This window comes from Rhodococcus opacus B4, from assembly GCF_000010805.1.
Taxonomy (GTDB): domain Bacteria; phylum Actinomycetota; class Actinomycetes; order Mycobacteriales; family Mycobacteriaceae; genus Rhodococcus_F; species Rhodococcus_F opacus_C.
Map to the genome: position 1 here is coordinate 174,097 of NC_012520.1, position 13,907 is coordinate 188,003.

12 protein-coding genes and 1 pseudogene are annotated in these 13,907 nt (G+C 68.2%); 2 read left to right on the forward strand and 11 right to left on the reverse strand.

Going from position 1 to position 13,907, the window contains the following annotated elements; translation table 11 throughout:
• Window positions 1-41: 41 nt before the first annotated feature.
• From ROP_RS45130 to ROP_RS36820, 6 genes are all read right to left on the reverse strand, one after another.
• Window positions 42-1,760 (reverse strand): FtsX-like permease family protein, encoded by a 1,719-nt coding sequence (locus tag ROP_RS45130; RefSeq protein WP_012686837.1) that lies wholly within the window; start codon window positions 1,758-1,760, stop codon window positions 42-44.
• The gene (locus ROP_RS45135; protein WP_012686838.1) at window positions 1,670-2,701 is read right to left on the reverse strand and encodes a hypothetical protein; all 1,032 of its coding nucleotides are present in this window, start codon (window positions 2,699-2,701) and stop codon (window positions 1,670-1,672) included. Before ROP_RS45135 ends, ROP_RS45130 begins: the two co-directional genes overlap by 91 nt.
• The gene (locus ROP_RS36805; protein WP_007296117.1) at window positions 2,698-3,456 is read right to left on the reverse strand and encodes an ABC transporter ATP-binding protein; all 759 of its coding nucleotides are present in this window, start codon (window positions 3,454-3,456) and stop codon (window positions 2,698-2,700) included. Before ROP_RS36805 ends, ROP_RS45135 begins: the two co-directional genes overlap by 4 nt.
• The gene (locus tag ROP_RS36810; RefSeq protein WP_007296116.1) at window positions 3,453-4,136 is read right to left on the reverse strand and encodes an ABC transporter ATP-binding protein; all 684 of its coding nucleotides are present in this window, start codon (window positions 4,134-4,136) and stop codon (window positions 3,453-3,455) included. Before ROP_RS36810 ends, ROP_RS36805 begins: the two co-directional genes overlap by 4 nt.
• A gap of 4 nt (window positions 4,137-4,140) precedes the next feature.
• Window positions 4,141-4,758: a hypothetical protein gene (locus tag ROP_RS36815; RefSeq protein ID WP_007296115.1), complete on the reverse strand. Its 618-nt coding sequence runs from the start codon at window positions 4,756-4,758 to the stop codon at window positions 4,141-4,143.
• A 267-nt stretch (window positions 4,759-5,025) separates the two neighbouring features.
• Window positions 5,026-5,958: a phosphatase PAP2 family protein gene (locus ROP_RS36820; protein WP_007296114.1), complete on the reverse strand. Its 933-nt coding sequence runs from the start codon at window positions 5,956-5,958 to the stop codon at window positions 5,026-5,028.
• 110 nt (window positions 5,959-6,068) lie between these two features.
• On the opposite strand from ROP_RS36820, the gene ROP_RS36825 reads away from it, so the two are divergent.
• The gene (locus ROP_RS36825; protein WP_007296113.1) at window positions 6,069-6,743 is read left to right on the forward strand and encodes a response regulator transcription factor; all 675 of its coding nucleotides are present in this window, start codon (window positions 6,069-6,071) and stop codon (window positions 6,741-6,743) included.
• A gap of 7 nt (window positions 6,744-6,750) precedes the next feature.
• Here ROP_RS36825 and ROP_RS36830 read toward each other — a convergent pair whose 3' ends face one another.
• The 4 genes and pseudogenes from ROP_RS36830 to ROP_RS36845 form a co-directional block, all read right to left on the reverse strand.
• Window positions 6,751-7,236, reverse strand: coding sequence for a hypothetical protein (locus ROP_RS36830; protein WP_007296112.1), 486 nt, complete (start codon window positions 7,234-7,236; stop codon window positions 6,751-6,753).
• A gap of 188 nt (window positions 7,237-7,424) precedes the next feature.
• A pseudogene (locus ROP_RS44545) lies at window positions 7,425-7,719 on the reverse strand (hypothetical protein); the annotation flags it as partial.
• Between the two features lie 83 nt (window positions 7,720-7,802).
• Window positions 7,803-9,092, reverse strand: a complete 1,290-nt coding sequence (locus ROP_RS36840) for a COG4705 family protein (RefSeq protein WP_007296109.1) — start codon at window positions 9,090-9,092, stop codon at window positions 7,803-7,805.
• A gap of 730 nt (window positions 9,093-9,822) precedes the next feature.
• Window positions 9,823-10,200 carry a CD225/dispanin family protein gene (locus ROP_RS36845; protein WP_039950588.1) on the reverse strand — a complete coding sequence of 126 codons (378 nt, stop codon included), beginning with the start codon at window positions 10,198-10,200 and terminating at the stop codon, window positions 9,823-9,825.
• Window positions 10,201-10,736: 536 nt separating this feature from the next.
• Here ROP_RS36845 and ROP_RS36850 point away from each other — a divergent pair.
• Window positions 10,737-11,579, forward strand: a complete 843-nt coding sequence (locus ROP_RS36850) for a COG4705 family protein (protein ID WP_231869131.1) — start codon at window positions 10,737-10,739, stop codon at window positions 11,577-11,579.
• Between the two features lie 568 nt (window positions 11,580-12,147).
• Here ROP_RS36850 and ROP_RS36855 read toward each other — a convergent pair.
• Window positions 12,148-13,464, reverse strand: a complete 1,317-nt coding sequence (locus ROP_RS36855) for an alpha/beta hydrolase (RefSeq protein WP_007296106.1) — start codon at window positions 13,462-13,464, stop codon at window positions 12,148-12,150.
• Between the last annotated feature and the right edge of the window lie 443 nt (window positions 13,465-13,907).

The window sequence follows — 13,907 nt, forward strand, 5'->3', positions numbered from 1 at the left end:
TGGCTGAGAGACCGCCGAGAGGCGCATCCGAACGCCGTTTCTCAGAGCTCGCGTAGCACGGTCAGCGGTGAGCGGCGCGCGATGCGACTGGTGGTGGTGGCCACGACCGCGGTCACGACGACGACCGTGGCGGTGACCGCGCCCAGATACCCCCATGGGACGGTGAGGGATTCGGGGGGTGGGTCGAAGACGCCGGTGAGTATCTTCACCAGCATCTGCGACAACACCGCGCCGAGCAGCCCACCGGCGGCCAGCCCGCCGACGACCAGGACGGCCGCTTCGGCGACCACGAACGCGCGCAGGTGCCGGGGTTGGGCGCCCAGGGCGCTCGCGATGGCGAAACCCCGTCGCCGCTCCGCCAACCCCAGCGCGAGCACCAGCGCCCCGGCGGCGGCCGCTACGACGACACCGTAGCCGAGTTCGATGCGGGTCAGACCGGCGAGATTCACGGAGGTCAGGCTCGAGCCCACCGTGGCGCGGGTGGTGGTGATGTCGGTGACCGTCGCGCTCGTGCCGACCACGGCGCGGATGCGGTCGGCGACCGCGGTGGTCTCCCGCCCGGCGGTGTCGACGAGGAACGCGCCCACACTGTTATTTCCGGTCTGCTGGGCGATGTAATCGCCGTTGGCGACGAAGAAGCTGTCCTTGGGTGCGGTGGGGAATTCGGTGACCACTCCGACGTAGAGGAACGGCACCGGGACCAGCTGGTGGGTGCGGCTGTCGGGCAGGCGCAGGTTGAGCGTGTCACCCGGGGCGAGTTGGAAATCCTTGACCGTTTCGGCGCTGACCAGGACGGAGTCCGGGTGCACGGCAAGCTGATTCATCAGCTCGGCCGCGGTGCCGCCCTGAAAGTAGCTGTTCTGCAACGCGGTGACCGTGGTGATCGTGCTCGGGTTCACCCCGTAGAGGTCCTGGAGGTCGGCGCCGATGTAGGCGAAGCGGTGCTGGATCGGTTCGACCGCGCGGACACCGGGCACCGCCGAGAGGGCGGTCGCCGCGTCCGGCGGCACCGGGTTCCCGGGTGATTCGGTCACGGTGACGTCGGCCCCGTTGGTCAGGTGTGCGTCCACCTCGGCCTGGGCGCGGTAGGTGGCGTTGAAGGTGGCGGTGGAGATCGCGAAGGCCAGCGCGAGCGCCAGCAGCACGATGCCGCGGGCCAGGGAATGTCGCTGCCGCGAGATCGAGTTCGCGACGGTCGGCGCCAAGGGTCCGGCCAGCGGCCGCAGCGCGGTACCGACGATCCGTCGGCCACCGCCGAGGATCAGATCGGCCAGCCGCCAGATCAGCAGGGCGGCGCCGACCCACAGCAGGGCGGGGGCGGTGAACGCCCAGTACGACACGGAGATCGTGGGCACCCCCTCGGGGGCGAGGACGAGTTGGTAGTTGTTGCGGCTGGTCGACCAGAACAGCACACCCGCGGCGGCGAGGAGTCCGATGTCCAGCCCGGCGCGGGCCCAGCGCGGGCTGCGCCCGGCGGTCAATGTGGCGCGTCCCGCGGTGACGGTGAGGGCGCGCAGATCCCGCCGCGCCGGCATGAGGATCGCGGCGGCGGCGACCGCCAGTCCGGTGGCCACCGCCGCACCCGACCAGGCGAGCGCTGAGGTGGCGGTGGCACCGAACCGCGCCGAACCGAACAGCATCACGCCGACCGCCGCGGCGGCGGCCAGACCTACCGCGCTGCCCCCGACCCCGACGGTGACCGCCTCGACGGCGGCCAGGCGCAGAAGTTGCCTGCGCGAGGCCCCGCGGGCGCGCAGCAACGCCTGCTCCTGGCGGCGTCGCCCCCGCCCGGCGTCGACGACCCGGCGGTGAACAGGCCGGCGAGGATCGCGGCGGGCAGGCCGAGGAACAGAAACAGCACCTGCGCGTAGGCGGCATCGGACCGTGCGGCGCCCAGGCTCGCCCCGAGGTTGTCCCCGACCAGGGCGCCGCCGACGCTGCGGGCCTCGAGATTGTGCGCCGCCGCGGTCACCTCCCGATAGGCGGAGGCCGGATCCGCGGGCAGGGCGTGGTCGAGGACGGCATGGATCTGGGTGCCCACCAGGTCCGGCCGCAGAGCAGCAAGCGGATCGAACAGGACGTGCCACCGCGCCTGGTCGAGCAGGAGCACGTTATCGGGCGGGGCGACCGGTTGCGCGCCGGGCGGGGCGCCGACCTTCTGAAACAGCGAGTCGGCCTGCGGCAGATCGACCACGCCGTCGACCACCACCGGGACCGTCGGCAGCCCGGCCCGACCCACCTCGACGGTATCTCCCGGTTTCACGTGCAGATTCGCCGCCGTCTGCTGCGCCACCAGCACCCCGCCGCCCGCCCCGGCCAGGGTGCGCACCGCCCCGGGGAAGTCGGTGCGGTACCCCTCGGGCAGGCCCAGGACCATGCCCGGTCCGGTGGTTTGGGTGCTTCCGCCGCCGGTCGCGGTGAACCCGTTGGTTTGGGCGAATCCGACCGGGACCGCGGCGGTGACCCCACTGGTGGCGCGGACCAGGTCGAGCACCGCGCTCGGGGTGGTGGCCGACCGGACCTCGACCTGCCAGTCGACGGCGACGGTGCCGGCGGCGCGGACGGTCATCGAACCCTGCGCGGTGGTGAGGAAGATCCCGATGCCGGCCAGCAGGGCGACCGCCGCCCCGATCCCGCCCACCGTCGCGGCCAACCGGGCGCGCCGCCGCCGCAGCAGACCCCGAACCCAGATCCCGATCATCTCGCGCCCCCGCCGGTCTCTGGTGGCCCGAGGCCCGGTGGTTCGGTCCCGGACCGCGCACCGGTGTCGAGTCGCCCGTCCCGCATCGTCCACCGCCCGGTGAGTAGGCCCGCGACAACCGGGTCGTGGGTGGAGACGAGTACCGCGGCATCAATGGCCTCGGCGGTGTCGAGGAGCACCGAGAGGGTGGTGCGTGCGGTGTCGTGGTCGAGTTGCCCGGTCGGTTCGTCGGCGAGGATCAGGGCGGGGCGGGCGGCGAGCACCCGCGCGATCGCCACCCGCTGCGCCTGCCCGCCGGACAGCTCGTCCGGCACCTTGTCGGCCAAATCCCCGATCGACAGCACCTCGAGCGCGCGGCGGGCACGGGCCCTCGCCCGGTCCGCCGACTGCCCGGCGAACAGCAACGGCAACGCCACATTCTCGATCACATTCAAGGCAGGCAGCAGGCTCGGGCCCTGAAACACCACGCCCACCGAAGCGGCCCGGCCACGGCGCAGGTCGGGCAGCGCCGGCCATCGCAGGCTGCCGGTGGTGGGGGTGTCGAGTCCGGCGATCAGATGCAGCAGCGTGGTCTTTCCCGATCCGGAGGGCCCCATCAACGCGATGCGTGCGGATCCGGGCAGCTCGAAGCTCGCCTCCCGAAGGGCGATCACCGCGTTCGGGCCGGCGCCGTAGGTTCGGCCGAGGGCGGTGCCCTCGACCACCACCCGCGGCGCGGGGGCTTCTCCCGCAGCGCGGGTGCCGTTGCCGGTCATCGGCGCACCCGCCCGTCCTCGAGGGTGATCACCCGGGCCGCCGCGACCGCCACCGCCGGGCTGTGGCTGGCCACGACGATCGCGGTGCCGCCCTCCGCGGCGGCGGCGAGCAGGTCGAGCACCCCCGACTCGGTGACACTGTCGAGTTCTCCGGTGGGCTCGTCCGCGATGAGGACGGTCGGCTCGTTGGCCAGGGCGATCGCGAGTCCGGCGCGGGCCAGCTCGCCCCCGGAGAGCTGGCTCGGGTAGGCGGGGGCGCGGTGGCCCACTGCCAGCGAATCCAGCAGTGCCGCTCCGCTGGTGCGGGTCCGCCGGCGGGCGAGGCCCCGCACGAGAGTCAGGTTCTCGGCCACCGTGAGGTGTTCGAGCAGGTTCGCGTTCTGGAACAGCATGCCGACGTGCCGGGCCCGGATGCGGGCCCGGACCGGTTCGGGCTGGTGACTGATGCGGCGGCCGTCGATGTGCACACTGCCGCCGTCCGGGTCGTCCATCCCGGCCAGGCAGGCGAGCAAGGTGGATTTTCCGGATCCGGACGGGCCCACGACCGCCACGAACTCGCCGCGACCCACGGTGAGGGAGACTCCCTGCAGGGCAAGGGTTTCCTCCTCACCGGCGCGATAGAACCGATACAGCGTCCGCGCCCGTAGGGCGGGCGGCCCGGACGGCGACCCGGTGCTCATCACATCACGGCCATTGCAGCGAATCGGTGATCGTGCGCCACGGGTCGACATTGTCGGTGCCCTGCGGCCCGGACAAGGTCACAACCACTTCGGTTCCGTTGTGCCAGAACTGATACCGCTCGACCGCTTCGGTGACGGACTTCCCGGTCACCGGGTTCGGCGCCGACGCCGCCTGATAAGTGATCAGGACGGCCTGGCCGGCCCGCCGTTGGACGGCAGTCACCGTGCCCGCACGGTAGCCGGGGGTGCCCGCCGCGATGCCGGGCAACTCCTGGGAGATGACCGACTCGACGGTCGGCGCGGCGGCGCGGTCGCCGGCCTGGACCCGGACGGTGTTGTACTTGTCCGTGAAGACGGTCTCGGTGCCCGCGGTGCTGCGCGACCAGCCCTCGGGGACGGAGATGGTGAACCGGTCGCCGGCCGGGGTGAACGGCACATACACCTGGTTGTCGGGGATGTCACCGGCCGGATTGGACTCGGGGGCGGTGGCATTCGGTGCGGTGCTCTGGCCCGGGGAGATGGGTGGCGGATTCTGTGAGCAGCTCACGGTCACCATCACCAACACCACGGCCAGGAGACCGGTTCTCAGGGCGGTGCCGGCGCGGTTGCCGATGTGCTTCATGATGGTCTCCCGAACACCCTCGGAGTACGGGTGCTGTGGTGGCGGTTGGTGTTGTTGATCGATGCGCGGGGTGCACCGGAAGATGTCGAGACCGCGCGGACCGCTCGATTCGGGATCATCGTGGTGTTGCCTGGTTCTGCGCTGTGCGGAGAGAGGTCGAGATGCTGTGCGCGGATCACCACGGCGGACCGTGATTGTCGGCCGGCGCGGCGCGCCGCGGAGCCGGATCCGGCGGTCGCTGAGCTGGTCCTCGATGCTGGCATGCGATCACCCGGTCGATATCGGTCGGTGCTCGTCAGCGACAGGATGTGGCATCGGTGGTGTGTCCGAGGGCCGACCGTCCTCGATCCCCGAGATCTGCACGGCTGAAATCGGCACGGCTGGGGCGCCGGTCACCTCTGCGGCCCGCCCGGGTGGGCGGCGGGCCGCGAGGGCGGTGACGGCGCAGGATCCGGCGGCCACGACCGCGCCCCCGAGCAGGGCTCCACCGAGCACGTCGGTCAGCCAATGCACCCCGAGGTACAGCCTGGTCGCCGCGACCACGACCACGACCAACACCGCCAGAGTCCCGGCCAGGGCGCCACGGGCCCGGCCGGGCAGCCCCGCGCCGGTCACGATCAGCAGGGCGCCGGCGAGGGCCACGATGCCGGTCACATGCCCCGACGGAAACGACCAGTCCGTCTCGGTGACGAGTTGGGAGGCAGTGGGAGGTCGTGAGCGGGCGACGATCATCTTCACGATCGTGCTGGCCGCCGCGGCGACCGCGACGATACCCACCACCAGCACTCCCGGCTCCCATGATCGCCGGCGCCAGGACACCAGGGCGGCGGTGACCACGGCCACGAGCGCGACCCCCACCGGGCTGGCCGCGTCGGTGATTACCACCGCCGCCGCGGTTACCCCGGGGGAGCGATGCGCGACGAACCAGTCGAGTGTCGCGGTGTCGGCGCCGGTCACCCAACCGGAGAGGCGAACCTGGACCGCCAGGAGGGTGAACATCAGCAGCAGCGCCGCGACCCGCACCGCGCCCCACCCACAGACCGTCGTGACCGTGGAATCGCCGCGGCGCCGATTCCACCGCTCGGCCCCCAGCGCCACCGTATAGGCCAGCACGCCCACCGTGAGCATCCAGATCGCGATCTCGGCGGTGGCCGCTTCGGTACGAACCTCGTTGATCACCAGGTCAATTGCGTCGCGCATTCCGGGCATGCTTCCAGTGTCGTGTTCGGCCGCTGTGAGAACACTGAGAGCGTGCCCTGGTCCGTCCGGAATTGGGCTCTAATGGAAGAAACACCCGAGGACGGTGCGCGATGCGAATCCTCTTGGTCGAGGACGAGGCCCGACTGGCCGAGACCGTGCGGCGTGGACTGACGGCCGAGGGCTTCGTCGTCGATGTCGCGCGCGAGGGATGCGACGGGCTCGAACAGGCCGTGACCGGAGATTTCGACGTGGTCGTGCTCGACATCATGCTGCCCGGCATGCACGGCTACCAGATCCTGCGGGAGCTGCGCGCACGCCAGGTGTGGACTCCGGTGCTCATGCTCTCGGCCAAGGACGGCGAATACGACCAGGCGGACGCCTTCGACCTCGGCGCCGACGACTACCTGACCAAGCCGTTCTCGTTCGTGATCCTGGTGGCGCGGTTGCGCGCCCTGCTGCGGCGCGGGGCCCCCGAGCGGCCGGCGATCCTCACCGCGGGCAACCTGGCACTCGACCCGGCCCGCCGGCGCGTGAGCCGGGGGGAGGACGTACTCGCCCTGACACCCCGCGAGTACGGGGTGCTCGAATTCTTGCTGCGGAACAAGGGGGACGTCGTCAGCAAGGCGGAGATCCTGCGCTCGGTGTGGGACAGCAACTACGACGGCGACGACAACGTCGTCGAGGTATACATCGGCTACCTGCGGCGAAAGATCGACGCACCGTTCGGCATGGCCACCATCGAAACGGTGCGCGGCGTCGGCTACCGGCTACTCGACGCCCAATGACCGAATCTCACACCCGCTGGATCAGCCGCGCGAACGCCCGCAGGACGGCCTCCCAAAAATCGAGGCCGATCACCACCAGGGCACCGGTCGCGGCGGCCGACAGCACAACATGGACCGAACGACGTCCCGCCCGCTCCCAGTACACGTCACGAAGATTCAGCCACAAGGCGAACTCGTCCAGCGTGAGCGCGGCACCGACACCGAACAGCGCGGCAACGACCGGATGGTCGCCGTAACCGAAGGCGAACGCGAGATATCCGGTCACCAGCAGCAGCACGATCCCGGGCACCAGATGATGAACATGGGTGCCCCCCACCCGCACATTCCGCACGAACCGGCTGCCCCGCCGAACCGCGTGCGTGATCACCCGCACCCCCACGAAGCTGACCAGGAACGACGCCAGCACCACGAATGCCCCCAACTTGCCCTCGTCCACGATCCGCGAGTGGAACACTTCCACGACTTCCTCGACGAAGCGGGCGATATGGTTCACACCATCTGCTCCTCACCCCGCCGGTCGCCGCCCGGGTCATTTTGCTGGTCATGCGGCACACAGCGGCCCAACCTAGAGGGTAAACGTTCGCCGAGCCGATTCACGGCCTTCGCGGTGTCCTCCGGACCGATTCCCGCCGGACTGACCAGTAGGCGCGCCCTCGCCAGTCGGCGCCGACCGCGACCACCGAAGAACAGCGCGGAGACCGCGTACCCCAACTGGAGCCGCTCTCCCGCAAGTTCACCGGCCGCGGTGCCGAGAGTGAATGTGAACTGGATCGCCAATCAGTAGAACCCTTCGCGGCCAGTGGTGTCGATGCTATGGATGGACAGGGTGCGCTCGCTCGCGTACCCGAGCACGAAGGCCGCTATCAGTGCGATACCGAAGATCATGGTGGTGGCCTCGAGAGACCGGTCAGGGTTGTCCGGGATGAGTGTCCCGACCACGCTCAGCAGAATCACTGCACCAATACAGCGCCGGAATGGACTCTGTGCCCTTCTGCGGTCCGATGCGGCGGGCGGCCGCCGCATCGGTGGGACGCCGGTCCGTGCCTTTGCACGATTGCCTTACCGAAGCGCGGTCAACAGTGCGGTGAGGGTCTGGGTCTCGGTCGCGGTGTCGGGTTTGCTGGCGCGTAGTGCGTGCAGGACGCTGTCGATCTGGCCGTCGAGGACGGTCCAGGTGGTTTCGTCGAGTGGGCGCAGCGTCGTCTCGTCGTCGTCCCACGCCGTTTCGAGGTCCTTGATCCGGGCTGTCGCGTCTGCCTGGTCGCCGGCCTGGACTTTCCCGAGGGTGTCCTCCGCGATGGTGCGGAACTGCGCTATCTCTGTCGGCGGGAAATGCGCTGACACCTGACCCGGGGTGAGCGTTGTGATCACGGGTGTGGTGCCGGTTTCCTCGTCGCTCGCCGCGGTCGCGTGTGGCTGCCCGGCCGCCCAGATGAGCAGCGCGCCGGTGGCGACGGCGACGGCGACGTAGTACCCGAGCATGATCCGCTCGCGCGTCGGATGCGTGGTGATGGTCGTTGTGTGGGTTTGTTCGTGCTCTTCGATGACGTCGCTGCGGGTGAGCGTGAGGTACACGACCGTCGCGAGGATGGCGGTGAGGAAGATGGCGCTGGTGAGGGCGGTACCCAGGCCGAGTCCGTGATCGGTCGACGGGGATGCGAGCCAGTCGCCGAGGTTCGCGCCGAGTGGGCGGGTCAGGATGTAGGCGAGCCAGAAGGAGAGCACAGCGTTCGCGCCCAGACGCCAGCCGATCACGATCAACACGATCAGGCCGGCCGGCAGGAGCACCGATACACCGGGTCCCCAGCCGGTGAGGTCGAGTGTCCAGTCGCCGGCCGCGGTACCCAGGGCGAAGGTGATAAGTACTGCGAGCCAATAGAATAACTCTCTGGGCACCGTGACGATGCTGTGGATCGACAACGTCCGCTCGCGAACAAACCACACGGCGAAGACGATGGTCAGGGCCGCCGCGAAGACGCTCGTGCTCAGGGCGAGCGGAATGCCGAGAACATCGGTCAGGATGTCGGTGTAGAGCGTGCCGGTCACGCTGAGCACGACGACCGTCAGCCAGTAGACGAATGGCTCATAACGGGAAAGGCGCAACTGCCACCCCAGAACTGCGGCAAGGATGACCGTGAAGGTGAGGGCGGTGGTGTTCAGACCGAAACCCAAGGTCATGTTGATCCAGTCGGCGAAGCTCTCGCCCACGGTGGTGCAGAGGATCTTGATGACCCAGAACCAGACGGTGATCTCGGGCACCTTACTCAGCATCGCGCGCTGGGCTTTGATCGTCTCGGATCTCGTTGCCTCGTCCACAACGTCCGACCGTAACGCCACGTGGCTGAACATTCGCTGAGGGTTCGGTCAACGCCTGCCCCGCCCTCCCCATGTCACGAGTGATCTGTCGTCCGGTTCGCTCTACTGCCTATGTCAGTTTTCGCCGGCCGGCGCAATGAGGACCGGCGGATCTGGCTCGCGAGGAGGGGTTGCCTCGCCCTGACTGGGTATCCCGAGCGGCATGATGGTTCATCGGAATCGATGTACGCAAGCGCCCCACGAATGTCGACGAAACCACTGGGGCCCCAGCAAACTGCCACCCATCACCGCTGCGCTGGGGGTGCGGGGTGAGAATCAGTGATCGATCCGTGTCCATCGCTGTGGAGATGACCCCACGAGTCTGCGCTCGAGGATGCGAAGTACTTCCGTCCCACCGTCGCCGCTGGCCTTGCGGCAAGCACTGAACCGCGCCATTGATCTGACGGTTTCCATTGTACGAGAGACGATACCAAGCGCGATCGATGACCCATTCGGGAAGGTCGCGGTCCCGGTGTGCCGAACACAACGGTTCTTGGATGGAATCGGTCGACATATTGTCGGGTCGGCGGCAGGCGCTGCGCAAGTTGTCCGCGCGGCGCTTTGTCCCCGCGGCGCTGCATGCTCTGACGACCTCGGATACGCCGTCACCCCTCGCCCGGTCACCTGACCCGCACAACACCACCGCGATCTGCTCGGCTCCGCTGCGCTCCGCCGGGAGAATGTACCCGTCGGCACCAGGCGCAAGATCACCTCACTATCGGGGTTATTCGCGCATGTGGTCGTGCCACTCGCCCCCGTCGCCGCCGTTTGCAATCAGAACAATCGCCGCGATCGCATAGAGGACGATCGCGAGCAGCAGTAAGCCACCGAAGATCCATAGTGACAGTTGCCCGAGCTTACGCACCCGCCGAGAGGCGTACTCGGCGCCGTCAAGATCGCCCTCTGCCCACCTGGGATAGACCTCAAACGCGTGGTGAAATGCCGAGAACGCCAGTGGCCAGAAGAAGAGCACCGACACCACCGCCCAGCCGGCGTTGCTGCTGGGTCTCGCCCTGACCGACTGGCCGTCGGTTGGGTCGCGGGCGGGCTCGGTCCGAGTGGGCCGCTCATCAGGCGCGGGTTCCGATGATGGATTGACCATCGCGACCTCCATATCTGTAGAGACCGTTCCGCATCGACGATACGTGCCTTACGCTGAGGATTCGCTGAGTGCTCCATGATCGATTTCGGGTGTGGTCGCCGTGTTCGCTGTCGTGGCGCGGCGCCTCTCGATCACCGCGCCGCGCGAGTAGCGAGACCACTGGGTAGGTCCGCCGTCCCTCAGAGTGCTCTCGGCGAATCCGGTCACTCCGGATGTGCATGCCATCCCGGACGATGTCGACCACGGTTCCCGAGGTCACCTCTCCTTGGAGGGGTTCGATCGCGCAGATGCCGACACGCAGTGATCCATTCTTCGGACGCGGTAACGACATCCGGGTGGGCCTGCCATGTATTGGTCAAGTCGCGCAAGAGGTATGGGCGCACAACGAGAACCCCTCTCAGCGGACCCACAGCATTGGATGGCCATAGTGGGTGCCGGGGTGAATGTGATTGCCGACCACGGAGAAGAGAGGAGATCGACCTATGTCATCGGTTGCGCCCGGATCGCATGGACCCGATCATCCGTCACGGTATGTGATGCGCAAACTTCCTCACATCACCCTGACTTTTTGGATGTTGAAGATCGTCGCGACCACTTTCGGGGAAACCGGTGGCGACCTGCTCGCGCAGACCTTGGAGGTCGGCTACCTGGTGAGCACGCTCGTCTTCTTCGCGATGTTCCTTGTCGCTGTCGTGGTGCAGCTGCGGGCTCGGAAGTTCCATCCCGCCATCTACTGGACGGTCATCGCGCTCACCAGTACCGCCGGCACCACCCTGTCGGACTTGATGAACCGTACCGGAGGAATCGGTTACACGAAAGGCGCGATCCTGCTCACCAGCTGTCTCGCCGTCGTGTTCGTAGTCTGGTGGCGCAGCGGGCAAACCCTCGACGTCGAAAATGTCGCGAGCTTCAAAGGTGAAGTGTTGTATTGGATCGCGATCCTTTTCTCCAACAGTCTCGGCACCTCCAGTGGGGACTTCCTAGCTGACGACCTCGGCATCGGTTTCCGGGATAGTGCGGTGGTCCTGTCCGCGGTCATGTTGCTGCTGTTGGCCGCACACTACTTCACCCGGATCAACGCCATGTTGTTGTTCTGGATCGCATTCGTCCTCACCCGTCCCCTCGGCGCCACCGCAGGCGACTCCTTGAGTAAACCGATCGAAAAGGGCGGATTGAACTGGGGCACCATGTGGACATCGGCGGCGCTGCTCGCCGCAATGGTCGGGTTGATCATCTACCAGGCCATACACCTGCGTCATCACCCTCTCGATCCTCTGCCAGCTCCGATCGACCGGCGCACAGGTGATCGGCAGAAGCCCAACGGCGCCCTGGTCCCCGAAGACCGCGCGGAGCGGGTCACTGCCGAGGGATCCGCTTGACCCGCCGTGGCCGATACATGCCCGGCGCTGCGCGTAGGTGCGACCCGGCGAGCTATTGCCGGTCACCGGGTTGTGCGTCGGTGTCGTCGCCGGCGCAGGTTTGTCGGAGGAACGCCGATGAGGCCGAACGTGTTTCGTGCTCATCTGAATCCAGCGGGAGAGGTCTCGCGCCTCGGCCCCTGGTCGCCTCCTGCCACGGGACCTCCACCGCCGACAGGGAAAGGAACCACCGAAGCGGGTCCATCCCATAGGAACGCTGCGTGCCGTCGACCGGCCCAGGTCGGACAGATACGCCGTCACAGCGGCTTCGAGCGCTTGGTCTATAGCAAGACCGCGGCCGCCGCACCGGAGGTTCCGGGCTGGGGCTGGCCATCGACGCCGCACACAACGGGGCCGTCCGGCTCGCAGACGGCCCGGACGGCGGCGTTCGCGTCATCGTCGAACTTGCCGTACGTGGACCTGACCACCCCCGGCCGATCTCGCCGAATAGCCAGCGCCAGTAGTACCCCGGTCCCGGAAGGTCTGTGCGGTGGCCCACGATGCCTCGAGCACGGTGATGTGCGCCGGTTCAGGGTGTGATCGCGAGTCGTCGACCCAACCAGGGGAGTTCCTTCTCCAGACCGGCCGACCACACCTCGAAGGTGTGACCGCCGGGGAGCTCGGAGTAGTGAACATCCATACCGGCATCCCGGGCGGCGATGGCGAGCAGTTGCAGCGCCTGCTGAGCCTCGGGATCGGCGGAGCCGGCGACGAATGCGCCGGCGCTGTCCGGGTACCGGTGGGTGTGGAGCAGGTCGAGGGGGTTGATGCGGCGAAAGGCCTGCTCGTCGCCGGCGAACACGTCGGTGACGGTGCGGCGGTGGTCACCGAGGCCTGGTTCGATCTGCCCGGACAGGTCGAGGAAGGTCGGGTAGATGTCGGGGTGCGCGGTGGCCAGTTGGAGGCTGCAGGTTCCGCCGTAGGAGAGCCCTCCGATTGCCCAGCCTTGCGGGTCCGGATCGATCTGGAAGGTGCTCTTGACCCAGTTCGGGACGTCGGTACCGAGGTAGGTGTCGACATTGCCGAGGTGCGAGTCCACGCACGCCGGGTTGCCGAATTGAGTGCCCGTCGCGTCGGCGACGACGACAACGGGCGCCAGGCCGGCGTGCTGTGCGGAAAAGGAGTCCATGGTCTCGACCAGTCGTCCGCCGGCCAGCCAGTCCTCGGGGCCGCCGGGTACCCCGGCCAGCAGCACCAGTACCGGCAGAAGGGGGCGTGGCTCGGCGAAGTATGCCGGTGGGAGGTAGACGATGGCGGGTCGTGCCTCGAATCGAGACACCGTCGGTGGAATGGTCCCGGTAGTGACCGCTCCGGTCGCGGGCATGGCTGCCGGCGCTTCCCACACCGGGGAAAGCGGATCCCGATCGACGGCGGTCCGGTCGGTGCCCCTGATCTGGTCGAGGGCGAGTGTGCGGTAGTCGGGAATGCCCAGGATCGACCCGAGTGTCGGGTAGGCAGCGAACAGGACATTGATCTGGCCAGCCGCGGCGATGACGACGACAACCGAGGAAAGGGCGATCGCGGTCGCTGTCACCGGGTAGCGGCGGTCGCGGCATCGGAAGAACGCCCGCAACGTCGCCAACAGGACGGCCAGCACCGCGACGCCACCCCAGAAGTAGACTCGCCGGTCGAGTATGTCGGGAAACGGCTTCCAGACCCTTTCGACGATCCACACCGATCCCACCGCCAGCGCCACGGCACCACAACCGGCGAGGGGGACACCGACGAGCAGCCATCGGCGGCCGCGGCGGAGGAGTAGAACACCGAGACCGATGACCACGGCGACCGTCAGTGCGGCCCGGATCGGTCCGGACAGCAATGACCACCCGGTCAGTTCGCTGAGCATCGGATCGGCGCACCCTTCCTCCCGACGGGGCCCGGACTGTGCTGTTGACGCCGGTACCACCGCCGCGCTCCCCACCCAAGCGGCTCTTCCCAGTTGGCAGTGGCATTGATGTCGGCCGGGCGCGCGCCGCCATGATCGGCAGGCGAAGGCCAACCGTACCCGTCCGCAGATAATGCGGCCACAACTCGATTGTTGCCACACGTGGCGTTGACGGAGACGACGGCAGCGGTGTCGGTGTGTGGATCGACCCGCAACGGTGCCTCCCGGCGCCAGTCGAGGGTCAGCAAATGCGTTCCTCGGGAGAGCCGCTGGACGAAGCCGTATCCGGCCAACTCTCCTTCCGGGACTTGCCAGCCGATGTGTTCGGTTTGTCGACGACCTCCCGAACACCGGACCGCGGGTGACCAGCTGCTCGAACACCGCCGGCAACTCGGTCTCCGGCG